The following is a 26,305-nucleotide window of genomic DNA, read 5'->3' as shown; positions in this document are numbered from 1 at the left end:
CCGGCCGCGAGGTCCGGCCGCCGTCAGTAGCGCACCGCGCGGACGGCCTCCGTCCGCACCTGGCCGGACAGCTTGCGGTTGCTGCGGGCGGTGGCCTTGCCGGTCTTGCCGGCCGGGACGTCGGAGACGGTCACGAGGACCGTGTCCACCCGGTTGCCGCCGGAGTCCTCGAAGTCGACCTGGACGGCGAACGACTTCGTCGACCCGGCGCTGTTGGCGGCCGTCACCTCGACCGTGGCGTGGTCGCCGTCGATGCCCGGCGTGCCGAGCTTCACGTCGTCCTCGGCGTCGACTCCGCCCTTGATCTCGTCGAACCGGCGGTTCACCTCCGCCGTCGCCGACGCGTACGCCTCCGACGCCCGCGAGGCGAGCGAGGACGCCGCCGACGAGGCCTGCGCGCCGACCGACTGCGCGGCCGACGCCGCCTTGCTGGCCACGGAGGACGCGCTGTCGTCGCCGGAGCAGCCGGTGAGCCCGGCGGCTGCGAGGAGTGCCGCCGCGCAGGCCGCCGTCACCAGCACGCCCTCGCGCCGTCGGGTGCGGTGAGCCGCCATCTCTCCTCCAGGTCGCTGTCCGGGTCCGGGTACGGACCCTCTCCAGTGAAGGCCGCGGCGGCCGCGCCCGCACCCCGGCTCACCCGAACGGCACACCCCCCGTGGTGGCGGCCCCCGGCCGGACGGATGGTCGAGCGAGGACGAGCACGACCGAGAACCGACACGGAGACGGGGTACGCCATGAGCGACCAGCCGCACGCACAGCCGTCGCACGGGTCACCGGTCTGGGACCCCTCGCACCAGGGCACCGGCACGCCCCCCGACCGGCCCGCGGAACGGGGGGCCGGCGCGGGACTGGCGGCCGGCGGGGTCGTCTTCGCGGGCGTGATCATGTTCGTGAGCGGGGTCCTCGCCGCGTTCCAGGGCATCGCGGCGATCGCCCGTGACGACGTGTACGCGCGGATCGGCACCTACGTCTACGAGCTGAACCTCACCGGCTGGGGCTGGGTCCTGCTGGCCGTGGGCGTCGTGGCCGCGGTGACCGGCTGGGGCCTGCTCACGGGCGCCGTGTGGGCCCGCGTCAGCGGCATCGCCCTGGCCTCCCTGAGCCTGGTCCTGCAATTCCTGTTCCTGCCGTACGCGCCGTTCTGGGCGGTCATCCAGATCGCCCTCGACGTCTTCGTCATCTGGGCGCTGGCCTCGCACGACCCCGCCGCCTCACCCACGACCTAGGACGTCAGGTCACCGGAGCGCCCGACACCTGGACCTCCTTGCGGCGCAGCCAGGGCAGGGGCGGCACGGCGGAGCCGGCGTACGGGGTGATGCGGACCTCGAAGTGCAGATGCGGGCCGGTGACGTTGCCGGTCGCGCCGGAAAGGCCGATGCGCTGGCCGGCGGTCACGTGCTGCCCCCTGCGCACGTCGAGGCGGGAGAGATGGGCGTACTGGGTGAAGTAGCCGTCGCCGTGGCGGACGAGGACCTGGTTGCCGAAGCCGTCGCCGCAGGTCGTGATGCGGACGACGCCGGAGCCCACGGCGTACACGGGGGTGCCGGAGTCCACGGCGAAGTCCTGGCCGGTGTGCCGGTGGGCCCAGCGGGAGCCCTTGGCGGCGAAGCCGGCGGACAGCCAGTAGTGGCGGGTCGGGGCGGTCCAGGGGCGGGCGCGCAGCTCGGTCGCGCGGCTGCGGTCGCCGAACGGGCAGCGGCCCCGCCGTCCGGACGGATCGACGGCGACCGGGTCGGCGGCCTCCCTCGCCCCGGCCCGCAGCCGGTCCCACAACGCGGAGCGCAGCGCCTTGCGGTGGCGTTCGGCCTCCTCGATCCGCGCGGGCCGGGCGTCCGCCTCGCGCAGCCGGTCGACGCGCGCGCGGGCCTGTTCGTGCGCGCGCACGGCACGGGCCGCGCCGCCGTGGAACCCCCGGCCGACGCCGTTCCCGCCGCTCACACCGCTCCCCGGCCCCTCGGCGCTCGCGGGTGCGACGGCGAGGGCGAGCAGGAGGAGGGCGAGCAGGGCGGAGCCGGCCGCGGTGCGCAGGCGCGCCGGCGTCCGCTGATGACACGCGTGGTGTTCTCGTCCCATCGTGCGATCATCGGACCGGCAGGGAGCGCGGGGCGCGCGCCGTGCCGCGCGGGCGGACCGGTTCAGCCTGACGGACCAGCGATCAGCGCACGGTAGACGGCCGAGGACCGCGGGTTGCCGGCACAGCGCCACACGCCGTGCGGACAGTAGTCGGTGATGGTCTGGTACAGCGGCCGGTGCTCGGCGAACCAGTCCAGCATCCCGCGCACGTACTCCGGGTCGTCGCCGTTGCGGTACAGCCCCCACTCCGGGTAGGACACCGGCTTGCCGTGGGCCCGCGCGAACCGCACGTGCGCGGCGAGACCGTACGGCTCGGCGACCTGCTCCTCGAAGGACATGCCGTGCGGCTGGTCGTAGGCGTCCATGCCGACGACGTCGACGTAGCGGTCGCCGGGATAGCAGGCGGTCCACGGGACGGCGTCCCGGCCGCGGCTGGGCGTGAACTCGAACCGGAAGGCCTGCGGACCGGCCACGGACCGCATGGCGTCGACGATCCGGACCCAGTACCGCTTCCAGGCCCCCGGATCGGGTCCGCAGCGGTGGGTGTAGGTGACCCCGTTCATCTCCCACCCCAGCACCAGCACGGCGTCCGGCGTCCCGAGCCCGGCCAGCCGCCTGGCCAGCGCCCGGAAGTGCCCGTCGTAGTCGCCGCGCGCCCCTCTGCGCAGCTCCTCGCGCACGACGGAGTCCGGCACGTGGTCCTCGGTCCGCTCCAGCATCGGCACGTTCAGGACGAACATCCGGTCGGCGCGCTCCCGCCGCCACTGCGCCCAGTGCTCCAGGTAGCCGGGCGCGCCCTCGATGTTGCTCCACCGGTCCCCCGGCAGATAGGCGTGGCCCACCCGGGGCGTGGCCGGTCCCAGCCAGGCGTCGAGTCCGGCTGTCCGCCGCACCCCGGCGTCGTCGTACCCGACGTACGCGCCGAACGCCCCCGGCGGCGCACCGGCGCCCCGCCCGAGCGGGACGCAGGCGGGCCCGGCGAGCAGCGCGAGAGCGGCGAGCAGCGCCGTCAGAAGGCGCCGCCGGGCGTGAAGTCGCCGTGGGACGTGAGGGAGGCTTCGGGTGTGAAGGAGGCGGAGCACCGGCTCATGATGGGGCGGCCGTTGCCCCGCCCGCCGCGAAACGGCGCCCAACCACCCGGACCGGGTAGCGGGCCCGGAGCCGCCCCCTTCGCCGCCCCGATCCCCTTCCTCCCCCTCCTCCCCCTCTTCCCTTCCTCTTCTTCCTCTCCTCTGAATCGCCCTCAGGCATCAACCCCTGCGCGTTGTGCGGGCCTTGAGGGGCAGTCGGGAATGTGACAGGACGTCGGTCACATCGGCGGGCGCGGGGCAACCGATCACGGGGTCCGGACGGTCTTGTGAGTCACCAGGGTTTCCCGGACGTATTCCTGCTCACCTGTAGGGTTCCGACGTCCGGCGGCGACCGACGCCGGCGGCCCGAGCGCGGTGTACGGGGCGAAACGGCCGGAGCGGAGGGGGGCGAGCGCCGATGGGCGGATCGAGAAGGCGTGGGAGCGGCGGCAGGACGGGCGGCGGCTCCGGATCCGGCGGGACGCGGCTCACCCGTCGTGGGCGGGTCGTGGCGTGGGGCGCGGGCGTGACGGCCGTGGTCCTCCTCGGCGCCGGCGGGACCGGCGCGTGGATCTACTACGACCTCAACAACAACATCAAGTCCGCAGACGTGGACGACAAGCTGGGCGGCGACCGGCCCGTCAACCTCAGCCCCGGCTCGAAGAACATCATGATCGTCGGGTCCGACACCCGTGAGGGCGCCAACGCCAAGTACGGCAAGGACCTGACCACCATGCAGTCGGACACGCTGATGGTGCTGCACATACCGGCCGACCGTAAGTGGGCCTCGGTGGTGTCCTTCCCGCGTGACTCGTGGGTGGAGATACCCGGCTGCCAGAAGGGCGACGGCAGTTCGTCCTCGCCGCACCACTTCAAGATCAACGAGGCGTTCGCGATCGGCGGCAGCACCGGCAAGGTCGCCGAGGCCGCCGCCTGCACCATCAAGACCGTCGAGTCCAACACGGGCCTGCGTATCGACCACTTCATGACGGTCGACTTCTCCGGGTTCAAGGGCATGGTGGACGCGCTGGACGGCATCGAGGTCTGCCCGAAGCAGGCCATCCACGACGAGAAGGCCCACCTCGACCTGGAGGCGGGCTGCCAGACCGTCAAGGGCGAGAAGGCCCTCGGCTACGTCCGCACCCGCTACAGCGTGGGCGACGGCTCCGACATCGGCCGCATCGGCCGGCAGCAGGAGTTCATGGACGCGCTGGCCAAGAAGGCCAAGTCCAAGCTCCACAGCCCGGACGCGATGTACGGCTTCCTGAAGTCGATCACCAAGTCCCTGACGACCGACCCCGACATCGCGGGCATCCAGCCGCTGTACGGGCTCGCCGACGAACTCAAGGGCATCCCGAGCGACCGTCTCGCGTTCCTCACCGTCCCCAACTACGGGCGGGTAGCCGACCAGCCCACCGACAAGGCCAACGTCGTCTGGCAGTACCCGCAGGCGGCCGACCTGTTCACCTCCCTGGCCAAGGACAAGGAGGTCACCAAGGCGCAGCTGGACGCGTCGAAGAAGAACGTGGTGTACGCCTCGTCCGTCAGGGTGCGGGTCCTCAACGGCACGGGCGTCTCCGGGCGCGCCGCGGCCGTCGCGGAGAAGCTGCGCAAGGCCGGCTACAGCGTCGTCGGGACGGGCAACGCGCCCGGCGGCACGGTCGCCCGGACGACGGTGACCTATCCCGCGGGCCTCGACGCCCAGGCCGCCGTCCTCGCCTCCCGGCTGCCCGGTCTGCGGGCCACGGCGGACGGATCGGCCGCCGCGGGCGCGGTCACCCTGGTCGTCGGGCCGGAGCTGAAGGTCGAGAACGTCGCCTGATCACCTGAACGGTCGTTCCCGGTCAACAAGACCCTGGAAATAGGGTAAGGTTGATCTTGAGCCGGTCACCGGAACGAAAAACGGTGAACGACCTCTGCGTTGGTGGTCCAAGGAAAGACGCCCCGCTTCCTGCGGGGAGATGCAGGTGCAAGGCCTGCCCGGCGCTCCGAAGGAAGAGTCCCATCCTGTTCACGGGGTGGGACTCTTTCGTGCTGCCCGCCCGCCGGAGCGGTGCCGCCGGGCCGGGCGGGTGGGGGAGGGTGCGCGCCCCCCCCCACCCACCCGGCCCCCCGTCAGGACGAGTTCGCGCTGGAGCGGCCGAAGAACTCGATCTCGGCGATGGACACCTGCTTGCTGCCGGAGACCGCGTACGACGACTCGATCGTGAAGCGGACCTTCGTCACCTCGCCGACGCGGAAGGCGCGTCGCTGGCCGCCCGCGCTCTGGTCGAGGGTGAGGTCGCGGGTGGCCGTCGTGCCGTCCTTCAGGGTGATCGTCGCCTTGATGCGGTGCGGGAGCGCCGATTCGCTGAGCTGGTCGGCGCGGGTGGAGGTGCCCGAGGTGATGATCACGTCCAGCAGGCGGGTGGGCTCGGCGAAGCGGGCCTCGATCCACTCGCCCGCGCCCGACTGCGAGACGCCCGGACCCCACCAGCTGTTGTTGATCTTGTCGAAGGCCAGCTCCGGCTTGTGCCCGGGGTAGGAGCGCGACGCCGCGACCGAGTCCGGCGGCACCGGGGCGCGCTTGGAGAAGTGGTCGCGGGTGGCCTGCACGGCGGCGGGCGTGTTCACCCCGGCGACGATCAGAAGGGCGAGGACGACGGCCGCCGTCACCCAGGTGACGATCCGGTCGAACGTACGGCGCAGCCGTGGCCGGTCGCCGGCCCAGGGCGTCCGGCCGTTGCGGTCGAACAGGCGGCGCCACCAGGGGAGGCGGACCGAGGAGCGGTCCTCCAGGGTCATGGGCATCGCGCAGCGCACGCAGAAGTGCCGGTCGGGGTTGTTGGGGGTCGCGCACCACGGGCACGCCACGCCGTACTGGTCGCCCTGGACCGGGCCGGGGGAGCGGACCTGCGGCCGGTCCGCGACGGGCCGTCCCGGCAGCACCGGGGCGACGGACGGGGGCGCGGCCGGGCGCGGCTCGGCGTCCGCGACCGGGACGAGCAGGGAGCGGGCCCGCGCGGCCATCGTGTCCCCCAGGGCGGGCGCGGGGGCGGGGTCCGTCTGCGCGGGACCGGCGGGCGCGGCCGGGACGGGCCGGGTGGGCGCGGTCGTGTCGGGCGCGGGAGACGACACGGCGGGCGCGGTGGCCGCGCCGGACGCCGTACCGGGAGCCGGAGCGGCGGCCGGAGCGGGGGTCTGGCCGCCGTCGGCCGCGACCGACGCGCCGTCCTGCGGCGGGAGGGGCGGGAGAGGGTTCTCCGCGGTGTCCTCGTCGTCCGAGCCGGAGGAGGCGTCGGCGTCGGCGGGGGAGGCGGCGGGGGCGGCCGGCTCCGCGGGACGGGCCGTGTCGGGGGCGCGGGGCGCGTCCGTCGTGGGCCGGGGCGGGGACGGCTCGTGGGCCGGCTCACCGGACGGCCGCCCGGCTCCCGCGCCGCCCGACCCGCCGGCCGCCGGACCCGGCTCGGCGCCGGCCGTCGCGGCCGCGCCCGGGGCCGTGCCGCTCCCGGAGCCGGCTCCGGCGCGGGCCGGGGCCCGGTCGGTCCAGCCGAGCACGGCCCCGCACGCGTCGCAGAACGACTGGCCGGGCTCGGCCCGCGTTCCGCACTCGGCGCAGTTCTGGGTGGTCATCTCTCCGGGGTCCTTTCGGCTGCGGTCACCTTGACCGAGTACGGCATGTGGGCGGGGCGGGCGGCGGCCACGAGGGCGTCCAGGCGGTGCTCGTCCGCCGGGCCGGGGTCGGGCAGGCGCAGCGTGACGTGCAGATGCGGGCGGCGGGCGCCGGGGAACGGGCCGAGCGGGCGGGCGCTCCAGTCGGATCCGCCGCTCTCCTCGATCTCCGGCGTCACACCGAACGCCAGGCGGACGGCCTCCGACAGGCCGAGGCGGGTGCCGCGCACCCGGTGCAGGTACGCCGCCGCCGCGACCGCGGCCCGCAGCCTGTCCTCCGGCTCGGTGCCGTCGGTCTCCGCCCCGACCCAGCCGGTCAGCCAGCGGGTGAAGTCGACCGGGGCGAGGGCCGGGTCGAAGTACGCGGGCAGGCAGTCCAGGGTGTTGAGGATGGGGGCCATGACCTCGTCCAGGCCGTCGACGAAGCGCTGCGCGAGGTCGTCGTCGGCGAAGACGGCCGGCAGCATCGCGCCGATCGGCGTGGAGGAGCGGAGTCCGTCGACCGAGCCCCTCACGCGCCGTCCCCGATCACGCGGACGCGGTGGTCGTAGGAGAAGACCAGGGCCGGGGCGGCCAGGTCGATGCGGTCGGTCGCCTCGCCGCGCTTGCCCGTCAGGGGATCCGCGGGGTGCAGGGTGACCTGGTCGACCAGTTCCACGCCCGGGACGCGCTGGAGCACCGCGAAGACCTCGCCGGACTGCACCGGGCGGCCGAACGGCCAGCCCCTGCCGTCCGCGCCGCCGGTCAGCGGGTCGAGGTGGCGGTAGAGCGCGTCGTGGGCCTGGCGGCGCACCCGGTCGGTGTCGACGCCCCGGAAGGCGTGCACCGTCGCCACCACCGTCACGCCCTGGTAGAACGGCGGGCCGACCGCCAGCCGGGTGCCGATCAGCCGGCGTTCGTCGAGGTGGCGGGTGATGCGGTCCAGCAGGGAGTCGCCGGGGACGAGTTGCTCGAAGCGCAGCCGTCCGCCGGGGTCGGGCACGGCCTGCGGGACGACCAGGACCCGCACCGCGTACGAGCCGTGCTCGTCGGGCTCGCCCTCCAGGCAGGTGATGCGGGCGGTCTCGGGCGCGGCGCGGCGGGCCAGCTCCTCGTAGTCGCGCAGGGTCACCGCCCGCTCCTGGGCGCGCAGCGTGATCGGGGCGCGCTTCTTCGCCTCCTCCACCGTCTCGCCGTCCACGCCGCCGCGCGCGGCCTCGCGGTTGACGACCTCCGACACGTACGGGACGGACGTGCGCAGCACCTGGACCGCGCCGCGCGCCACGTTGCCGGCCCGGCCGCCGCCGGTGCGGTAACGGCGGGCGCGGATGACCGCGCCCTTGGGGGCCACCGCGCCGTACTGGCGCAGCCGGCCGTCGGGTTCGCGCACGGACGGGCCGAAGGCGATCTCGCCGGTGGCGGCGTCGAGGGTGATGTGGCGGTCGTCGGGGCCGGAGGCGGCGAAGTGCGGGACGACCTGCCAGTCCGTCCAGCCCTCGTGCTCGGCGGTCTGGAGGAGCAGCGGCGGGTCGTCGCCGACGACGGGGGCGTGGACGAGGGCGAGGCGCTGTCCGGGCAGGCCGGTGGACTCGCCGAGGGCCTCGTCGTGGACGGTCTCGGCGTGCACGGCCGGGGCGGTGCCGCCGACGGTGAAGACCTCGGCGGAGCGCACGGTCGGGGAGGTGGTGTAGAAGGGCTGGCCGGTGAGGGGTTCGGTGACGCGGCAGCGCAGCCAGCCGGCCTCCTGGCCGCCCGAGCGGGACAGCACGTGCCCGCCGGGGACGTGCAGGACGACCTCGCCGGGGCGGTTGAGGCCGCCGGTGCCGTCGCGGTCGACCTCGCACTCCTGCCAGCCGTCCTCGGTCCAGGCCTCCCAGAGCAGCGGGGGCTGGCGGGGGTCGACGCCGACGCCGTCGACGCGGCTGTCCAGCTCCAGGACCACCGCGCAGTGCGGGACGGCCGCGCTCAGCCCGAACAGCACGCAGTCGCCGGGGCGCGGGGCCTCGGCGAAGCACAGCAGGTCCTTGCCCTCGGAGAGGTCGGTGGTCCGGTCGCTGACCGGCTCGCCCTGGTGCTGCACCACGAGACGGCTCAACCGGCACGGGACGATGGCGAGTTCGCGTTCCGTGGCGAAGACGACGGCCTCCTCGCTCTCCGTGCGGACGGTCGCCGCCTCCGTGCCCACCGGGAGGAGAACGGGCTCCTCCTGGGGGGCGGACAGCCAGAACGTCACCTCCGTGCGGGCAGCGGACGGCGGGAACAGCCGGATGCCGACCAGGTCCAGGAAGGCCAGGTGGTTCTTCTCGGGGACGCGGTTGAGGCGGTAGACGATCTGGTCGGCCATGTGGGCGACCGTCTCGACGAGGGTCACGCCCGGGTCGGAGACGTTGTGGTCGGTCCACTCCGGCGCGCGCTGCTGGATGTAGCGCTTGGCGTCGTCGACGAACTGCTGGAAGCGGCGGTCGTCCAGATTGGGGGAGGGCAGGGCCATCAGCGGTCGCTTTCGGAAGCCGTACCGGAGGAGCCGGGGTCGCCCGGCTCGTCGTGGGACGGAATGACGTAGAACGGGAAGACGAGACTGCGCGGGTTGTTGGTGCCGCGGATCGAATAGCGGACGTCGATGAACAGCACGCCTTGTTCGGCGCCGGCCGTGACCTCGACGTCGTTGACCTCGATGCGCGGCTCCCAGCGGTCCAGGCTGGTGTACACCTCGTGCTGGATGCGGCCGGCCGTCGCCTCGTTGACCGGCGCGAACACCAGGTCGTGGATGGCGCAGCCGTACTCCGGGCGCATGGGGCGCTCGCCCGGCGCGGTCGCGAGGATCAGCCGGATCGCCTCCTCGATCTCGCGTTCCCCGCTGACCAGGGCGATGCCCCCGGTGGGGCCGATGCGGAGCGGGAACGCCCAGCCCGATCCGACGAATTGCTCGGCCATCAGAGGGCCACCTGCCTTCTCCTGGGTCTCACGGCGTGCGGGCCGCCCGTCACGGCAGCGGGTAGGGCTTGGCGTTGACCATGACGACGCCCTGGAGGGTGACGGTCGCGGCCCGGATGCCCACGTTGGCGGTGGAGTTGACCTGCACGGCGGCGCCCGCGCTGAGGGTGGCGGCGGCGCCCGCCTTGAGGTTGAGCAGGCCCGCCGCGTCCACCGACACCACGCCCGTCATCGCCCTGATGTTGACGAGGCCGCCGCGCAGGGTGAGCGAACCGCCGCTCCTGATGGCGATGTTGCGGCCCGCGGTGAGGGTGAGGTCGGTGCCGGCCTTCACGGACACCGAGCGGCCGCCCTTGATGCTGACGGCGCCCCTGCTGTCCACGGTGATCTCGGTCCGCGTCCGGTCCAGGTTGATGACGAGTTTGTCGTCGCCGCTGGTCAGCCGCACGCCCTGCTTGCCGCCGGCGCGCTGGCTGAGCAGGTCCATCCGGTTGCCCTCGCGGTCGGACAGGGTGTGCCGGGAGGCGCGCTGCCGGGCGCCGTCGTGCAGCGGCACGTCCTTGACCGGCGTGGGCTTGTCCCGGCCGTTGTAGAGGCCGCCGATGACGTACGGGTGGTCCAGCGCGCCCCGGTCGAAGGCGACCAGCACCTCGTCGCCGACGTCGAGCGGGAAGACCGAGCCGCCGAACTTGCCGCCCCACTGCACCACCCGGGTCCAGTCGCTGACGTAGGCGTCGTCGAGCCAGGGGAACTGGAGCTTCACGCGTCCCTGCCGCAGCGGGTCCCCCACGTCGGTGACCAGCGCGTTGACGGTGCCGGGCAGGTGCAGCCCCTTCTGGGCGCCCCCGCCGCCGGAGGAGAGCCCGTACAGCGACCGCCACTGCCGTCCGCTGACGGTGACCCACGCCTCGTAGTGCTTGCCGTCGCCGAAGACGTGCCGCACCGACGTGGCGGTGTACTTGCCCTCGAAGGGGTCGCCGACGTCGGCGAGCGTGACGGGCAGCCCGGGCCGCAGCTTGGGCGTGCCGCGCGCCACGACCTCCAGCTCGGCGAACGAGCCGGTGACGTCGTCGGCGAGGGCCTCGGCGGCGAACTTCACCTCCGACTGCCGGTCGTACGGCGTCTGCGCGTCGACCAGCTTCGCCGGACCGAACCGGGCGGCCGCCTCGCCGGGCGTCATGCCGATGCTGATGCCCGGGTTGGTCAGCGCGGGCGCGGTGGCGGTGAGCTTCTTCTTGGTCGTCACGTCCCAGCCGCGCGCCTCGACGGTCCCGACCTGTTCGGCGGAGGTGACGGCGGCCCGCAGCCGCAGGATGTCGGTGCCCGCCTCCATGACGAAGGGGCTCTTGTCGCCCGGCGTCGAGGTCGGGGGCGCGCCGGACGCCGGGTCCGGGCTGACGAACTGGAACTTGCCCTTGGCGTCCACCGACATGACCATCTCGTTCTCGTCGGCCAGCCGGGCGAGGAAGTCCCAGTCGGTGACGTTGGCCTGGCTGATGAACTCGTAGACCGTCTTGGTGGACTGGATCCGCCCGACGGGGACGCCGTCCTGCGCGGCCAGCTTGCGGGCGATGTCCGAGGCGCTCTGGTTGCGGTAGGCGGCCACCCGGCGCCGGCGCATCAGCCGGTGCCCGAGGTCGTAGCCCCGCACGACGGTGAAGGTGCCGGTGCCGTCGTAGTCGGCCTCCAGGCCGCAGACCTCGCCGGTGAGCAGCGGGTCCGAGGCGCCCTTGCCGTCGGCGATGGGGGCGAGGACGACGGGCGTGCCGAACCTGACGTTCAGTTTGCGCAGGACCTGACGGCCCGGATCGCGGAAGGTGAGCCGGAACGCGGCCGGCACGCCCAGGCCCTGGTCCACCCAGCCGTCGACGAGGAGCGGCGCGATGTCGACGGGCAGGGGGCTGCCGCCGAGGGTGACCTGGATGACGCTGGAGAACGCGGACTGGACCACTAGTGGCGCACCTCCTCGGCGGCGGGCATCACGAGCTCGATCCCGCTCGGCAGCCGGGACGGGTCGTCGATCCCGTTGGCCTCCGCGATGGACCGCCACGCGGAGGCGTCGCCGTACTCGCGCCAGGCCAGGGACTGGAGCGAGTCGCCGGCGACGACCCGGTGCACCCGCTGCGCGGTGAGCGCGCCCGAGGTCGGGTTCTGGCCCTTCGTCCTGCTCGGAATCTCGTGCAGGCGCACCTGGCAGGTCGCGCGGATCGGGACGCCGGTCGTGCCGAACAGCGAGTACGTGACGTCGATGCTGCTGACGTAGGCGGTGAAGCGCGCCGTGGAGAACGAGCCCCACTGGAAGACCACCCACGGCGGGGAGGGCTGCTTGGCGGCGATGCTCTTGGCGGTGACCTCGCAGCACTCCAGCAGCGACTCCACCTTCTTCAGCACGGTGTTGCTGCCCGGCTGGTCGGAGGTGTCGAGGAAGACCTCGACGGTCATCTCGCGCGGCTCGGGCCCCATGAACTCCGGCACGGAGCCGTCGCGGACCGCCGCGGTCGGCGTGACCTTCCACTGGGCCCGGCGGCCCAGCTGCAACTGCGCGGGGTTGAAGTCGAACCCGAAGGATTTGATCAGCCCACCGGGGGTGGTGCTGGTGCCGACCGGCGGTTCGTGGATCGCGAGGGTGGCACGGACCAGGCTCTTCCCGGCGCCGCCTCTGCTTCCCTTGGCCATGACGTCCTCGTCCTCCTGGATGCTCTGCTAGTCGGTGAAGCCGTGGTGGGTGATCTCCAGGACCTCCGTGGCCACGCCCGGACTGTCCGGGTTCAGCGACGGTCCCTGCCAGCTGACCGGCAGCACGTCGATCAGGCCCCACCGGGCGACCTCCGAACCGTCCGCGCGCAGCGCCGCGATCTGGGCCGTCGGCCGGGTCACTCCGGTGGTGACCGAGGAGATCCACTTGGCGACCTTGGTGGTGTCCGGGGTGAGGGGGCGGGTCAGCCGGATCGTGGAGAACGTCACCCGCGAGGGCAGCTGCCAGACGAACCCGTTGTTGCCGCCCTCCTGCCGGTGCTCGATCTCCACCTGGGACGACAGCCCCTCGCACCCGTTGAAGAAGCCGAGGCTCTCGCCGTCGATGGTCAGGGTGAAGAAGACGGTGGAGCCCGGGTCGAGATCGGAGGGCATCGGGGCCTGGCCTTTCCGGGAGAGGGGACGGGAGTCGGGGGCGGCGAGGGCGGGCGGAGCGGTCAGTGGCGGGGGTCGCGGAGTCTGCCGATCCGCTCGCGGTCGAGCCGCAGTTCGGTGCGCAGCAGCCGGGTGATGCGGCCGGTCAGGCGGTGCGTCAGCTCGTCGAGCTGGAAGTCGGTGAGGTCCCGAGGATCGAACCCCGGCTGCGACCGCGCCGGTTCCGCCGCCTGCCGCTCCGTCCCGGAGGGCGGCCCGGCCACCGGCGCGGCGGCCCGCCTGCTCGCACCGGGCGACGGCCGCGGCGGCGCGGGCGGGGGCGGCGGCGAGGTGACGGTGCGCTGGACGACCGGTGCGGGCGCGGGCGTGGCCGCCGGGACGGGCAGGGGCGGGAGGAACGGCGGGGGCGTCGCGGGCGCCGGCGAGGGCGAGGGCGCGTGCGGGGTGCGGCGCTGGACGACGGGGGGCGCGGGGGCGGCCGGGGGCGTCGGCGCGGGCACAGCCGGGGAGGGCGGTGCCGGGGACGGCGCGGTCGTGGGGGCCGTGACCGTGCGGGTGGGGTACGGGCGGGCGACGGGGTGGCCCGAGGCGACGCCGGGCGCGGTGCGGCGCAGCGGCACGGCCCCCGGCCGCGCGGCGGGGACCGTGCGACGCTGCACAGGGGTCGCGGACGACACCGACGGCGAGCGGACGGCCGACGGCGCGGGGCGCACGGCGACGGGCAGGGCCGGGGCCGTGAGGGCAGCGCCGGGGGCCGCGGCGGACGGCGTTGCGGCGGGCGACGGCCGCGTGAGGGGCGGGGCGCCGGCGGGGGTCACCGGGGCGGCGGCGGGACCGGGGGCGAACGGCGTGGCGATCTCCGGGGGGCGGGGCGTCCGGGCCGGCGTGGGCGTAGTGGCGGCGCGCTGCACGACCGGGGGCGTCGGCGCCGGAGTCGACGCCGGGCCGGTCGTCGGACGCGGGGCGGCGGCCCGGGGTGTGACGGGGACGCCGGCGGGCGTCGCGACGGGGCGGGCGTCGGCGGGGCGCGCTGAGAGAGGGGCGCCCAGCAGGGGGCGTGCGGACACGGGCGCGGCGGGCCGCACGGCGGACGCCGTCAGGGCACTGCGCTGCACGGGGGCGCCGAGCGGGGTCGGCGTGCGGCCGGGAGGGGCGGGTGTGGCGCTGGGGGGCGTGGACGCGCGCGGCTCGGGCTCGGGCACGGCGCGGGAGGTCGCGGAGGAGGCCGGGGGCGCGGGGGACGGGTGCGGGGCGGTGGGCCCGGTGGCCGGGGGAAGGGGTGCGGAGACGCTCGTCGGGGCGCCGAGGCCTGCCCGGCGACGGGGCGCGGCGGCGGCCGCCGGGGCGCGCTGAACGCTCGGCGCGGGGACGGCGGGTCCGGCAGTGGGGGCGGCGGGCGTGCCGGTGACGTGCCGGGGTGCGTCGGAGGCGGGGCGCGTCGGGGAGGGCGGACGAGCGGAACCGGTGGGCGGCGTGACCGGGTCGCCCGGCATCGCGGGCCGAGGCCGTGCGGGGGTGTTCGAGGACGACGTCGGGACCACGCCGGACGACGGCCCGGGGACCACGCCGGACGACGGCCCGGGGACCACGCCGGACGCCGTCGCCGCACGCTGGATGCCGGGGGGCGTCGTACGGCCGCCGTCGTCCGGGGGCGCGGTGGAGGTGGAGGGCGCGACGGAGGGCGCGGGCGGCGGAGAGGGCGCGGGTGCGGGCGCGGCCGTGCTGGGGACCGGGCCGCCGCTCCGGGGCGAGGACGGGGGCGAGGGCAGGGCGGGGGCCGCGGGCAGGGCGGGGGCCGCGGGCGGTGGGACCGCGGGCCGCGCGACCGCACGCTGGACCCCAGGGGAGCCGGCTGACGGCGTCGGGCCGGCGGGACCGCTGCCCGCCACGGGTGCGGCAGCGCGTGCCGCCGACGGACGCGCGACCCCCTGGCCGCCGCCGCGCGCACCCGGTACGGCCGCACTCCGGGCCGTCACCGCTCGCTGGAGCGCGACCGGCGGCGGGGTGGGCGCGGAGAGGGAACGGCCTTGCTGTGCCGACGAGTCGGTGGGTGTGGGGACTGTGGCCGGTGCGGGGTGCGAGGTCGTCGCTCGCCGGACGTCCACCGGGGGGTGGGCGGGCGAGGGCGCTTCGGCGGACGCGGGTCCGTCTCCGGCCCGGACGCCGAGGGGCGCTGTCGTGGCGGAAGCCGGGGCGACCGGCGGCCCGGCTGCCGAGGTGACGGCCGTGCCGGTCGCCGGTGCGGCGGGGGGCCGGTCGGCGGCCGCCCGCTGCGCGACGACCGGCCGGTCCGGGGCCGTGGGCGTGCGCCGAGGCGTCGCCGCGGGCCTGTCCGCCGGGCCGGTGCCGGCGGGTGCGGCCGCTGCCGCTTCGGGTCCGTCCGTCACCGCCCGCTGGACCGCGACCGGGCGCCGCACGGACGGGGAACCGTCCGGCGTACGGGTAACGGGCACGGCGGGCTCGGCCGGACGCGACGGCATGGGCGAGGCCATGGGGAAGGGCAAGGGCGACGGTACGGATGACGGGCTGGGCGACGGCGGGGGAGTGGGCGGCTGCGGGGACGCGGGCGTCGCCGCCCGCTGCACCGGCGTCGCCGGGGAGTCGGCCGTCGGCGCCGTGGGCGCGGGACCCGTGGCGGAGTCCGCTCGCGGGCCGGGCGCCGGTTCCCCGGCGGTCGTCGGTCCGTCGCCGCCGTCGGCGACCGTGCCCCGCGCCGAGGCCTGTGCCGGGCCCGGGCCGGCGGACGGCGCAGAGGGGGCCGTCCTGGCGGGCAGCGTCCGCCGCTGGACCGGCGCGGAGGTCGACCTCGTCAACGGGGCCGCCCTCCGCGCCGGGGGCGGAGCGGCCGGGGACACGCGGATGCCCCGTGCCGGGGCGGCGGGAGCGGGACGGGACGCCGGCGCCGGGCGCGCGGCGACCACCGGGACGTCCGCGGAGCCGCGCCGGCCCACGGCAGGCGCAGGCGCAGGGGTGGGGGCGGAGGCGGAGGCGGGAGCAGCCGAGGGGGCCGGGGCGGCGGCGGAGAGCGGCGTCGGTGCGGGAGTCGGCGACGAAGCCGGAGTCGCCGCCGGGGCGGAAGCGGGCGGCGGCACCGATGCCGGAGCCGGCGCCCTCGGAATCGGACTCGGCGTCGGCATCGTCGGTGTCGGCAACTGCTGTGCCGGGAGGGCGCGTTGCAGCGGGGTCGCGCGGGGCGGCGCGGCCGGGCGTTCGGGTTCCGCCTCCGCGGCCCGGGGAGCCGCCCGCAGACCGCTCATCAGGCCGCCGGGGGCCGCGTCCAGCACGGCGTGCGGGCGGACGTCCAGGAAGGAGGGGTTCTGCCAGGTGGCCAGCCGGCCGCCGAACCCGGCGTCGGCGACGCCCGAGGGGCCCGCGGCCGCCGTCCGCCGGATGGGCGGGAGCGAGGGCCAGGCGGCCGGGACGGCACGCGCCCCCGCGCCGTCCTGAGCCGGCGTCGGCACAGGCGTTCCGGTACCGCCGCCGTGGGCCGTACCGCCGCCGTGGGCCGTGCCGTCAGCGCGGACCGTGCCGCTCGTGGCTTCGCGACCGGCAGGCTCCCCGCCTTGCCCGCGCCCCCCGCGTCCGCCGCGCAGTCGTTCCAGGAACCCCATGCCTCAGCCCTCCGCCCCGCCCCGGGTCACCAGGGACGCGATCTGGTCGGCGTAACGGCGCCGGTCGTGGTGTTCGAGATCCAGGATCTCGTCCTGGCTCCAGTGGAAGTGGAAGGCGACGTACGCGATCTCCTCGTGCAGCCGGTCGGTCGCGTACGTCACGATTCCCCCAGGCGGCTCCCGCCGAGTTCCACCTCGAAGGGCTCCGAGCAGTGGGGGCAGCGCACCGAGGCGCGGGTGTGGCCCTCGGCGTTGACCTGGCGGTAGAAGTCCTGGAGGAACGCCAGGTCGGAGGCGAACATGTTCTCCACGATGCCGTCGTGGACGAGCGGCAGCGTGCCGAGGCGGGTGATGACCCGGCCGAGCAGGACCACCGACAGGTACGCCGGGTTCTCCTGGACGCGGATGTCGCGCAGCGGGACCAGTTCGTCCCGCGCCGTCGCCAGCCGCATCACGCCGTCGCGGTGGACCGTGCCCGCCTCGTCGACGTAGCCGCGCGGCAGTTCGAAGGGAAACTCCGTCTGGAGCCGGTACGCCGCCGGGGCCGGGGCCGCGGCGGGGACCGCGGCCGGTGCGGACTCGGGCACGGCGACGGCCGGGAGCGCCTCCTGCGGCTGCTCCCCGCCCGCCGCCGCCCGGACAGCCGTGCGCCGCATTACTCGATGACCAGTTCTTCGAACGTGATCGTCACGGTCTCGGTCAGCGCGGACGCCTCGCCCGCCTTGACCGTGCTGGTGTCGATCTTGCTGCACCAGGCGTTGCGCATGTTGTACCGCTTGACCGGGTTGTTCATGTAGTCCATGACCATGATCGTGGCGTTCTTGCGGGCGGTGCCCATCACGCCGTTGATCGACTCGGTGATCCACTGGTTGAACGCGGCGGACTGGGTCATGCCGCGCACGACCGTGCAGGTGCCGGCCTTCTTGACGCCCGGCAGCTTCTTGGTGACCGGCTTGCCCTGCGCCGAGACCTGCTGGTACTCGATGACGTCCTGCTCGATGCTGAGGCCGCTGACCTCGGCGAGGTACTCGACCATGACGCCGTCGATCTGGAGGCCGAAATTGTGCGAAGTGAGGGCGTCACCCGGCTGGAGACTCATCTGGCTTTCCTTCTACGGGAGTTGACTGCGGAGCGGTACGGGGCCGGAAGCGGCGGGGCGGTGGCCCGCGCCGCTACTCCTCCAGCTCCCCGCTGCCGCTCTGGAACTGGGCCAGGCGGAAGATCACGAACTCGGCGGGCTTGACGGGCGCGATGCCGATCTCGCAGACCACCCGGCCGAGGTCGACCGACTCCGGCGGGTTGGACTCCTCGTCGCACTTGACGTAGAACGCCTCCTCGGGGCGGGCGCCGAACAGCGCGCCCGCGCGCCACTCGTTCACCAGGAACGCCGAGACGTTGCGCCGGATCCGGGCCCACAGGGCGTGGTCGTTCGGCTCGAACACCACCCACTGGGTGCCGATCAGGATCGACTCCTCCAGGTAGTTGAAGTACCGGCGGACGTTGAGGTAGCGCCAGGCCGGGTCGGAGGAGAGGGTGCGGGCGCCCCAGATGCGGATGCCGCGGCCGGGGAAGGCGCGGATGCAGTTGACGCCGATCGGGTTGAGCAGGTCCTGCTCGCCGCGCGTGATCTGGATCTCCAGGTCCACCGCGCCGCGCACGACCTCGTTGGCGGGGGCCTTGTGGACGCCGCGCTCGGAGTCGTTGCGGGCCCACACGCCGGCCACGTGGCCGCTCGGCGGGATCAGCCGCGCCTGGCCCGCGGCCGGGTCGAAGGACTTGATCCACGGGTAGTACAGGGCCGCGTACTTGGAGTCGTAGCCGGCCGTCTCCTGACGCCAGACGCGGATCTGGCGGGCGTTGAGGCCGGGCGGCGGGTCGATGATCGCGACGCGGTCGCCCATCAGCTCGCAGTGCGCGATCAGGCCGAGCTGGACGGCCTTGACCGACTCCAGGTCGATCGCGCCGCGCTGGTAGGCGGCCATCAGGTCGGGGACCGCGACCATGGACACCTCGTCGACGGCCTCCAGGCCGCCGAAGCCGGTGCGGTCGGAGCTGTCGCCCAGGTACTGCGCGGGACCGACCGGGGCGCTCTCCTCCACCGGCACGGCGGGGGCGGCGGCCGGCGCGGCCGGCAGGGCGACCGTCTGGTTCTCCGGCCGGGCCAGCTGTGCGGCGGGCGCGGCCTCGGCGACGGCGATCAGCTTGGAGCGTTCCCTGACCTGCGTGACGACGTAGGAGCGGTTGCCCTTCTTCGCGCTCACGTCGAACGTCTCGACGGGCTTGTCACCGTCCTTGACGATCAGCCTGAAGCGCTCGGCGGGGCCCTCGCCCTCGGCGTCGGCGACCTCCACGCTCAGCGGGCCGCCGTTCTCGCCCGGCGCGAGGGCCGTCACCGTGAACGTGCCGAGCTGCTTCGGCTCGCCGGCCGGCAGCGCGGCGGACGCGGAGCCGGCGCCGGAACCGGTGAGCGCGGAGGGGGACTTGGCGTCGCCCGAAGCGCCCGCGGGGGAGCCGCCCACGCGGACGACGTACGCGGCCGAGCCGCCGTTGTTGAAGAACCCGTAGACGGAGTGCGCCAGGTAGTAGCCGTCGGTGAAGTCACCGAAAGCCGCCACGTACTGGGTCCAGTTGGTCACCAGCGTCGGCTCGTTGAGCGGGCCGGTCGGGGCGAGCCCGACGAAGGCCGCCACCGAGGTGCCCACCCCCTCGATCGGGCGGGAGCCGCTGGCCACCTCCTCGACGTATACGCCGGGCGACAGGTAGGACGGCATGCTGTGCTCTCCTCGGGGTACGCGTCAGGACGTCTTTCACCGTCACGCGCGAAGCGCGTATTCCGAAACGTCCCCCGGTGCACACCCGGGGGCACTGCGCCTGCCCCGGCGGTCCCCCGGCCCCGTCCGGCGCCAACGGCTCCCCCGTTCGTCCCCGCCGCTCCCGGCCCGTCTGCGGTCCGGCCTCCGGTCCCCGGCCGTCCCCGCCGGGAGGCAGGGGCGCGGGTCCGGGGGACGGCCGGGACTTCCGGGCAGCCGGCCGGGGACCGAGGGGGCACCGGGCCTGCCCTCCTGCCTCTGACGCCGCTCGCGGGCTCCCCGTAGCGTCGGCGCGTGAGCCTGTGGACTTCTCTGGAACCCTCTTCCGCCACCGTCGATCCCGGCAGCCGGGCGATCGTGCGGCTGCGTGTGCGCAACACCGGTGACGTGGTCGACGAGTACCGTTTCGAGCCCGTCGGGGACGTCGCGCCGTGGACGACGGTGGAGCCGCCGACGCTGCGGCTGTATCCGGGGACGACGGGGACGGTGGAGCTGACGTTCGCGCCGCCGCGTACGTCGGACGCGGCCGCGGGTCCGCATCCGTTCGCGGTGCGGATCACGCCGACGGAGCATCCGGACGCGGTGACGGTGCCGGAGGGGAACCTGACGGTCACGCCGTTCACGGAGGTGCGGGCCGAGCTGGTGCCGCCGACGGTGAAGGGCCGCTTCCGGGGCCGGCCGCGGCTCGCCGTCGACAACCTCGGCAACACCCGCGTCACCGCTTCGCTGAGCGGCAGCGACACCGGGGACCGGCTCTCCTACGACCTCAAGCCGGGCAGCGTCCAGATCGAGCCCGGGCGCGCGGTGTTCGTCGACACGACCCTGCGCCCCCGCCGGATCATCTGGTTCGGTTCGAAGGAGGAGCAGCCCTACACGCTGAGCGTGCAGCGGTCGGGCGCGGCGCCGCTGCCGGTGGACGGCACGTTCGTGCAGCGCGGGTTCCTGCCGCGCTGGCTGGCCACCGCGCTCAGTCTCACCGTCGCGCTGGCCATCGCGTTCGTGATGATCTGGCTGACGTACAAGCCGCAGGTGCGCAGCCTGGCGTCGGAGAAGGTCGCTCAGGCCGCCGTCAGCACCCTGGCGCCCAGCCCCTCGGCCACGCCCAGCGCCCCGGCCCTCGTGCCCGTCCCGACGGCCCCCGCGGCGCCGGAGGCCCCGGTGAGCAGCGCCGCGGCCGACGGCGGCGGAAGCGGCGGCGCGGGCGGCGGGGGCGAGTCGAAGCCGCCCGCGAAGCCCAGGCAGGAGACGGCCGCCGTGGCCGTGAACAAGCTGGCGGCGCGCAGCGACGGGCGGCACATCTGCTACCGCGCCTATGTGGAGGACAAGGGCTGGCAGGACCCGGTCTGCGACGGCGCGATCGCCGGCACGACCGGCAAGGATCTGGCCGTCAAGGCCCTGAACATCGCCACGGCGCGCACGGGCGGTGTCTCGGGCAACGCCGCGCATGTGGACGGGGGCTGGCTGACCGGGGACAAGTGGTCGAAGGCGTCCGACGGCGTCGACATGTACATGGGATCCAGCAAGCCGGCCGTCTCGGTGATGGAGGGGTTCACCATCAAGACGATGGAGGGCTCCGTCTGCCAGAACCCGCACATCAAGGACCGGGGCTGGCTGGGGAACGGCTGCACCAAGGCGGGCGACTGGATCTACGGCGGCAGCCCGATGCAGGACCGGCTCCAGCTGGAGGCCGTCCGCTTCACGGTGTGAGGCGGGCCGCCGCGGTGTGCGGGGGCACGGCAGGCCGTCCCTTTCGGGCAGCGACCGTGCCCGATGGCTTCTGTCCGGCCCGCGTCCGGCGTCGTAGCGTCGGCGGGTGACTCTGTGGACTTCTCTGGAACCGGCCGCGGCGACCGTCGATCCCGGCAGCCGGGCGATCGTGCGGCTGCGTGTGCGCAACACCGGTGACGTGGTCGACGAGTACCGTTTCGAGCCCGTCGGGGACGTCGCGCCGTGGACGACGGTGGAGCCGCCGACGCTGCGGCTGTATCCGGGGACGACGGGGACGGTGGAGCTGACGTTCGCGCCGCCGCGTACGTCGGACGCGGCCGCGGGTCCGCATCCGTTCGCGGTGCGGATCACGCCGACGGAGCATCCGGACGCGGTGACGGTGCCGGAGGGGAACCTGACGGTCACGCCGTTCACGGAGGTGCGGGCCGAGCTGGTGCCGCCGACGGTGAAGGGCCGCTTCCGGGGCCGGCCGCGGCTCGCCGTCGACAACCTCGGCAACACCCGGGTGACGGCGTCCGTCGCGGGCGGCGACACGGGCGACCACCTGGGCTACGAGTTCCGGCCGGGCAGTGTGCAGATCGAGCCGGGACGGGCCGTGTTCGTCGAGGCGACGCTGCGGCCGCGTCAGATCATCTGGTTCGGTTCGAAGGAGCAGCGGCCGTACACGCTGAGCGTGCAGCGGTCGGGCGCGGCGCCGCTGCCGGTGGACGGCACGTTCGTGCAGCGCGGGTTCCTGCCGCGTTGGCTGGCCACCGCGCTCAGTCTCACCGTCGCGCTGGCCATCGCGTTCGTCATGATCTGGCTGACGTACAAACCGCAGGTGAGCAGCGGGGCGCGGGAGAAACTGGTGGAGGCCGGCAGCACCGCGCTGCCCGGCCCGGCGGTGTCGGCTCCGTCCGCGCCGAAGGCGGACGCCTCCGCCGATCCGCTGCCCGAGCCGCCGGCGCCGTCCGTGCCGGCGCAGCAGGGCGACGGCGGCGCGGCCTCCTCCGGCGGTTCGTCGACGTCGGGCGGCGGCGCGAGCGGGGGCGGCGGCGGTGGCGGCGAGGGCGGATCCGGCGGGGCGGGGGCGCCCAAGCCCGCGGCCCCGGTGCCCGGCGCCCTCATCATCGGCAAGGGCTCCGGCCGGTGCGTCGACGTCACCGACGCGCAGAACGGCAAGGGCAAGGACGGCACCCCGCTGCAACTGTGGGACTGCGCCGGGTCGGCGAACCAGAAGTGGGTGTTCAGGAGCGACGGCACGGTGCGCGCGCTCGGCCTGTGCATGGACGTCGCGTGGGGCTCGAAGGACGACGGCGCGGTCATCCAGGTGGCGAACTGCTCCGGCAACCCGGCCCAGCAGTGGGTGCTGAGCGAGTACGGCGACCTGGTGAACCCGCAGGCCGACAAGTGCATCGACGCCAAGGACAGCGGCACCGGCAACGGCACCAAGCTCCAGCTGTGGACCTGCTCGGGCACCCCCAACCAGAAGTGGCGCGCACAGTAGCCACGACGGCGGGCGCCCGCGCCGTTCCGGGGGCCGCCGGGGACTACCAGGTGGCCTCGCCCGGCACCAGACGGCCCGCCTTGCGGTACTCGCGGCGGGCCCCCTCCAGCAGGTCGCCGTCGCCGACCGGCTCGTCGCGCCCGGCGGCGAGGTAGGCGGCGGTGACGACCGCGCTGCGGATCGAGCCGCCGGCCAGCTCGAAGTCCCGTGCCAGCGGCGCCGGGTCGACGCCGGCGGCGCACGGCACATGGGTCAGCCCGTGCCGCCACAGCGCGAGCCGCTGGCCGGCGTCGGGGAACGGGAAGTCGACCACGAGGTCGAGGCGACGGGTGAACGCCTCGTCGATGTTGGCCCGCAGGTTGGTGGTGAGCAGCGCGATGCCGTCGAAGGACTCCAGCCGCTGCAACAGGTAGGCGCTCTCCATGTTGGCGTACTTGTCGTGCGCGTCCTTGACCTCCGAGCGTTTGCCGAAGACGGCGTCGGCCTCGTCGAAGAGCAGCACGGCGTCGGTGCGGTCGGCCTCGGTGAAGATGCGTTCCAGGTTCTTCTCGGTCTCGCCGACGTACTTGTCGACTACCGAGGACAGCTGGACGACGTACAGGTCGAGCCCGAGTTCGGCCGCCACCACCTCGGCCGACAGCGTCTTGCCGGTGCCGGACTCGCCCGCGAACAGACCGAGCACGCCCCGGCCGCGACCACCTCCCGCGCTGAGCCGCCAGTCGCCGAGGACGCGGTCGCGATGCCGGGCGCGCAGGGCCAGTTCGTGCAGCTGGGTCAGCGGCCGCTCGGGCAGGACGAGGTCCGTCCAGCCGACGTCGGGCCGGATCCGGCGCGCGTGCCGTTCCAGTCCCGACGCCGACTGCTGCCGGGCGGCGAGCCGTACATGTCCGGCGTCGAGCGGGCCGCCCTCGAACGCGGCCAGCGCGGCGGCGGCGTGCGCGGCCCGCGCGATGCGCTCGCCGCCGAGCCGGTAGGGGGCGACGGTGGCGGCGAGGTCGAGGCCGGGCGCGAGGGGGGCGTCCGCCGCGTCCAGCGCCGCGGCCCAGGCCGCCGTCCCGGCCGCCCGGCGGCGGGGGGCCTCCAGCACGAGCGGGTCGCGGGTGGTCCAGTGCGGGTCGTAGGGGCGCGGATCGGTGAGCAGGACGGTGACGTCGGGTGCGTCCGCCAGCGCGCCGATCAGCGGTTCCGGCCGCTCCGGCAGACCGGACAGGACGACCGCCAGGCCGCCGAGGCGCGCCTCGCGCAGCAGCTCGGGGACGCGGTCCTCGGCTCCGGTGTAGCGCAGGGCGCGGGCGTCCGCCGCGCTGAGCGCCGAGGCGATCGCGGCGAGGCCGTCGCCCTCGCGGTGTTCGCGCAGATAGGCGGTGAACGGCGGGCCGGTGCGCAGCCGGTGCGCGAGCAGGCCGGCGAGGCGCTCGCCGTCCGGCAGCGGCGGGGGAAGGGGGTGCAGGCGGCCGTGCAGGGCGGCGTCGGGGGTGTCGTCGCCCAGCAGGTGGGCGAGCAGCCGGTCGGGCACGCGCAACGAGCGGGACAGGAAGGGCCGTTCGGGCTCCTCGACGTCCAGCAGTCCGTAGGCGCGCAGGGGCGCCGAGGCGTGGAACCGGGACCGGGCCGCGGCCAGGTGGGCGGGCGCCCCGCACAGGTCGAGGGCGAGTCCCACGGTGGCGCGCCGCCGGCTCACGTCGTCGTTGAGGTAGCCGTAGAGCGGTTCGAAGGAGCGGTCGAGGTCGGGGGCGAGGGCGACGAGGAGGATCGCGGCGTCCAGGCCGGTGAGGCGGAGCCGGGCGGCGAGACCGGTCAGGGCGTCGTGGCCGGCGGGCGGGACGGGCCCGGCCGGGGCGCCGGCGTCGTCGGGCACGGCGGTCGCGCCCGCGAGGTGGTGGCGTACGGCGTCCTCGGAGAGGTACAGGCCGCGCAGCGGGTCGTCGGCGGTGGGATCGGTGGCGGCGCGGCTCTCGACCAGGGCGGCGACCCCGTCGCGCAGCAGCGCGAGCCGGGCGAGCAGCGCGGCGGTTTCGTCCGGCGGGCCCGCGCTCCCGTGCGGGGCGGGGGCGGCCCGCGGCGTGCGCGGTGCGCCGGCCGCGTCGGACCGGGCGCCGGCCTCGCCCCGCTCCGTGTACGTCCCGCTCACCACGGCTCCGGGCGGCCCGGCGCGATCCCGCGGGCTTCGCGGGCGGCGGCCACCTGGTGCGGGCGGTGGGCGCGCTCGCCGGACTCGGGCGGGTCGCCGTCGATGCCGCGCAGCCGGACGGCCGCGCCCTCGGTGACCGGCGGCCCGGCGTCGTACTCGGGGTAGGCCGGGACCGGCGCGGTGACCACGAGGTCCAGGGACGGCTTGAGTTCGCCGCCCAGCGCGGACCAGATCTCGGCGAGGGAGCGCGACTCGGTCTGGATTCCGGCCACTGTCAGCGGCATCGCCAGGCCCAATGCGCGCAGCGAGCCCGGGAGTTCCTCGGCGGCGATCAGCTCGCGCGGCAGCAGCGTGGCCAACGCGGCCGAGAGCAGACGGTGTTCGTCCTGGGGCGTTCGCGTCCACGCGGTGACCAGGTACGACAGCCGGAACCAGCGCGGCGGCTGACGGCGTTTGACGACGACGTCCCGCTCGTCGCGCACCGCCATGTGGCCGCGCTGCCGACGGGAGACGTCCTCGCGGATGTCGTACAAGTAGGTGTTGATCACAGGGGCGTTGCGCCGGGCGGCCCAGTCGCGGGTCGGCGCCTCGAACGAGACGTCGATGCCGGAGCCCGCCAGCGCACCGCCCTCCAGCAGGCCTTTGAGGACCTCGTCCACCTCGTGGATCACCCTCGCGCTCCTCAACTGCCTTGCCCGTGTGCCCTGCCGCGCCCGCCCCCTACCGATCGTGCCCCGGACGGCCCGCGCCGCGAGAGGCGCGCCGGGGCCGGTGGCCGGGCAGGGCCGCTGCCCGCGTGTCCGCCTTCGAGTGCCCGTTCGGTCAGATGTAGCCTTCCCTGAGGGCATATGCCACAGCGTGCGCCCGGTTGCGCAGATGCAGCCGCGTCGTGAGTCCGTGCATGACGTTCTTGACGGTTCGTTCGGAGTAGGACAGCTTGCTGGCGATCTCTCCGGTGTCCAGGCCCTCGGCGACCAGCCGCAGGACGTCCACCTCCCGCGGCGCGAGCCCCAGGGAGGGGGCGCCGGGCCGGCCCGCCGCACCGCGGTGCAGCGTGCCCACCTGGCTGATGAGCCGGCCGAGCAGATCGGCCGGCAGGTCGCCGTCGCCGCGCTGCGCGGCCACCACCGCCTGCACCAGCCGATGCGCGGTCGCCTCCCGCCGCCACACGATGGCCCCGACCCCGCACTCGATGACGTCCAGCAGCTCCGTCTCGCGGATCGTGCCCACGACGAGCACCGCACGGGCCCCCTCGCTGCGCACGACCCGCCGCAGCCGGGCCAGCGCCGCCTCGTCCAGGGTGTCCTCGACGAGCAGCGCCACCGTGCCGGCGGCGGACGACAGTTCGTCGCGCACCTCGACCTCCGGCCGGCCGCGCAACTGCCCGACGGCGCCCTCGCGGGAGATCGGGTCGGACGCCTGGACGGCCACGGGAATCCGCCGCCGGGCGCCGGTGTCTGCTGTCCGGGGTGAGCTGAGCAACCGTTTCCCCCATGTTCACGGATCCGCGGCCCGGCGGGGACCGGCAGCGGGTGGGCATGGTCCAGACTTCTTCGCCCCCCGCGGCGCGCGCAATCGTGGAGCACCACGAGGCCGACCACGAGAGCAAGCCCCCGGGCACCACGGTCCGCCCGTGTCTTCGCAGGTCACAGGCCTGAAGCCAGGCGGTGTGCGGGAGTTCGTGAGCCTTGCCACAACGACCC

General features: G+C 75.1%; 23 protein-coding genes. 5 read left to right on the top strand and 18 right to left on the bottom strand.

What is annotated here, in order from left to right; translation table 11 throughout:
• Positions 1–23: 23 nt before the first annotated feature.
• Positions 24–554: a hypothetical protein gene (locus ACGFSH_RS12495; RefSeq protein WP_393347596.1), complete on the bottom strand. Its 531-nt coding sequence runs from the start codon at positions 552–554 to the stop codon at positions 24–26.
• Positions 555–734: 180 nt separating this feature from the next.
• On the opposite strand from ACGFSH_RS12495, the gene ACGFSH_RS12490 reads away from it, so the two are divergent.
• Positions 735–1,226 carry a hypothetical protein gene (locus ACGFSH_RS12490; RefSeq protein ID WP_393347595.1) on the top strand — a complete coding sequence of 164 codons (492 nt, stop codon included), beginning with the start codon at positions 735–737 and terminating at the stop codon, positions 1,224–1,226.
• 4 nt (positions 1,227–1,230) lie between these two features.
• Here ACGFSH_RS12490 and ACGFSH_RS12485 read toward each other — a convergent pair whose 3' ends face one another.
• On the bottom strand, positions 1,231–2,073 hold the full coding sequence (locus ACGFSH_RS12485; RefSeq protein ID WP_393347593.1) for a M23 family metallopeptidase: 843 nt from the start codon (positions 2,071–2,073) through the stop codon (positions 1,231–1,233).
• 62 nt (positions 2,074–2,135) lie between these two features.
• A complete protein-coding gene (locus ACGFSH_RS12480; RefSeq protein ID WP_393347591.1) occupies positions 2,136–3,155 on the bottom strand; it encodes a glycoside hydrolase family 26 protein in 1,020 nt (339 codons plus the stop codon).
• Between the two features lie 514 nt (positions 3,156–3,669).
• On the opposite strand from ACGFSH_RS12480, the gene ACGFSH_RS12475 reads away from it, so the two are divergent.
• Positions 3,670–4,965, top strand: coding sequence for an LCP family protein (locus ACGFSH_RS12475; RefSeq protein ID WP_393347589.1), 1,296 nt, complete (start codon positions 3,670–3,672; stop codon positions 4,963–4,965).
• A 293-nt stretch (positions 4,966–5,258) separates the two neighbouring features.
• Here ACGFSH_RS12475 and ACGFSH_RS12470 read toward each other — a convergent pair whose 3' ends face one another.
• From ACGFSH_RS12470 to ACGFSH_RS12435, 8 genes are all read right to left on the bottom strand, one after another.
• Complete coding sequence (locus tag ACGFSH_RS12470) at positions 5,259–6,755, bottom strand: NADase-type glycan-binding domain-containing protein (RefSeq protein WP_393347587.1); 1,497 nt, start codon at positions 6,753–6,755, stop codon at positions 5,259–5,261.
• A complete protein-coding gene (locus ACGFSH_RS12465) occupies positions 6,752–7,309 on the bottom strand; it encodes a phage tail protein (protein ID WP_393347585.1) in 558 nt (185 codons plus the stop codon). Before ACGFSH_RS12465 ends, ACGFSH_RS12470 begins: the two co-directional genes overlap by 4 nt.
• Positions 7,306–9,264 carry a putative baseplate assembly protein gene (locus ACGFSH_RS12460; RefSeq protein ID WP_393347583.1) on the bottom strand — a complete coding sequence of 653 codons (1,959 nt, stop codon included), beginning with the start codon at positions 9,262–9,264 and terminating at the stop codon, positions 7,306–7,308. Before ACGFSH_RS12460 ends, ACGFSH_RS12465 begins: the two co-directional genes overlap by 4 nt.
• Positions 9,264–9,707 (bottom strand): GPW/gp25 family protein, encoded by a 444-nt coding sequence (locus ACGFSH_RS12455; RefSeq protein ID WP_190148081.1) that lies wholly within the window; start codon positions 9,705–9,707, stop codon positions 9,264–9,266. The genes ACGFSH_RS12460 and ACGFSH_RS12455 overlap by 1 nt, the downstream gene beginning before the upstream one ends.
• Before the next feature lie 49 nt (positions 9,708–9,756).
• The gene (locus ACGFSH_RS12450) at positions 9,757–11,658 is read right to left on the bottom strand and encodes a VgrG-related protein (protein ID WP_393347581.1); all 1,902 of its coding nucleotides are present in this window, start codon (positions 11,656–11,658) and stop codon (positions 9,757–9,759) included.
• Complete coding sequence (locus ACGFSH_RS12445) at positions 11,658–12,383, bottom strand: peptidase M23 (RefSeq protein WP_393347579.1); 726 nt, start codon at positions 12,381–12,383, stop codon at positions 11,658–11,660. Before ACGFSH_RS12445 ends, ACGFSH_RS12450 begins: the two co-directional genes overlap by 1 nt.
• A 27-nt stretch (positions 12,384–12,410) precedes the next feature.
• Positions 12,411–12,836 (bottom strand): phage tail protein, encoded by a 426-nt coding sequence (locus tag ACGFSH_RS12440; protein WP_069774064.1) that lies wholly within the window; start codon positions 12,834–12,836, stop codon positions 12,411–12,413.
• 62 nt (positions 12,837–12,898) lie between these two features.
• The gene (locus ACGFSH_RS12435; protein WP_393347576.1) at positions 12,899–13,951 is read right to left on the bottom strand and encodes a hypothetical protein; all 1,053 of its coding nucleotides are present in this window, start codon (positions 13,949–13,951) and stop codon (positions 12,899–12,901) included.
• A 1,063-nt stretch (positions 13,952–15,014) separates the two neighbouring features.
• On the opposite strand from ACGFSH_RS12435, the gene ACGFSH_RS12430 reads away from it, so the two are divergent.
• A complete protein-coding gene (locus ACGFSH_RS12430) occupies positions 15,015–16,283 on the top strand; it encodes a hypothetical protein (protein WP_393347575.1) in 1,269 nt (422 codons plus the stop codon).
• A 167-nt stretch (positions 16,284–16,450) separates the two neighbouring features.
• On the opposite strand, the gene ACGFSH_RS12425 is transcribed toward ACGFSH_RS12430, so the two are convergent.
• From ACGFSH_RS12425 to ACGFSH_RS12410, 4 genes are all read right to left on the bottom strand, one after another.
• The gene (locus ACGFSH_RS12425) at positions 16,451–16,609 is read right to left on the bottom strand and encodes a DUF6760 family protein (protein WP_393347573.1); all 159 of its coding nucleotides are present in this window, start codon (positions 16,607–16,609) and stop codon (positions 16,451–16,453) included.
• Positions 16,606–17,103: a hypothetical protein gene (locus ACGFSH_RS12420; protein ID WP_393347571.1), complete on the bottom strand. Its 498-nt coding sequence runs from the start codon at positions 17,101–17,103 to the stop codon at positions 16,606–16,608. Before ACGFSH_RS12420 ends, ACGFSH_RS12425 begins: the two co-directional genes overlap by 4 nt.
• Positions 17,103–17,546: a phage tail protein gene (locus tag ACGFSH_RS12415; protein WP_069774061.1), complete on the bottom strand. Its 444-nt coding sequence runs from the start codon at positions 17,544–17,546 to the stop codon at positions 17,103–17,105. Before ACGFSH_RS12415 ends, ACGFSH_RS12420 begins: the two co-directional genes overlap by 1 nt.
• A gap of 73 nt (positions 17,547–17,619) precedes the next feature.
• Complete coding sequence (locus tag ACGFSH_RS12410) at positions 17,620–19,218, bottom strand: phage tail sheath family protein (RefSeq protein ID WP_393347569.1); 1,599 nt, start codon at positions 19,216–19,218, stop codon at positions 17,620–17,622.
• Between the two features lie 333 nt (positions 19,219–19,551).
• Between ACGFSH_RS12410 and ACGFSH_RS12405 the strand changes: the two genes are divergently transcribed.
• Entirely contained in the window at positions 19,552–20,964 is a 1,413-nt protein-coding gene (locus ACGFSH_RS12405) for a hydrolase (protein WP_393347567.1), read from the top strand.
• 106 nt (positions 20,965–21,070) lie between these two features.
• Positions 21,071–22,471, top strand: a complete 1,401-nt coding sequence (locus ACGFSH_RS12400; RefSeq protein ID WP_393347565.1) for a ricin-type beta-trefoil lectin domain protein — start codon at positions 21,071–21,073, stop codon at positions 22,469–22,471.
• A gap of 43 nt (positions 22,472–22,514) precedes the next feature.
• On the opposite strand, the gene ACGFSH_RS12395 is transcribed toward ACGFSH_RS12400, so the two are convergent.
• From ACGFSH_RS12395 to ACGFSH_RS12385, 3 genes are all read right to left on the bottom strand, one after another.
• Positions 22,515–24,476: an ATP-binding protein gene (locus ACGFSH_RS12395; protein WP_393348114.1), complete on the bottom strand. Its 1,962-nt coding sequence runs from the start codon at positions 24,474–24,476 to the stop codon at positions 22,515–22,517.
• Positions 24,477–24,598: 122 nt separating this feature from the next.
• Positions 24,599–25,273, bottom strand: coding sequence for a DUF4255 domain-containing protein (locus tag ACGFSH_RS12390; protein ID WP_393347563.1), 675 nt, complete (start codon positions 25,271–25,273; stop codon positions 24,599–24,601).
• A gap of 151 nt (positions 25,274–25,424) precedes the next feature.
• Entirely contained in the window at positions 25,425–26,084 is a 660-nt protein-coding gene (locus ACGFSH_RS12385; RefSeq protein ID WP_393347561.1) for a LuxR C-terminal-related transcriptional regulator, read from the bottom strand.
• Positions 26,085–26,305 lie beyond the last annotated feature (221 nt).

Origin of the sequence: Streptomyces sp. NPDC048481, from assembly GCF_043200075.1 — a bacterium.
Classification (GTDB): domain Bacteria; phylum Actinomycetota; class Actinomycetes; order Streptomycetales; family Streptomycetaceae; genus Streptomyces.
This window is presented reverse-complemented; position numbering and strand designations above follow the sequence as displayed.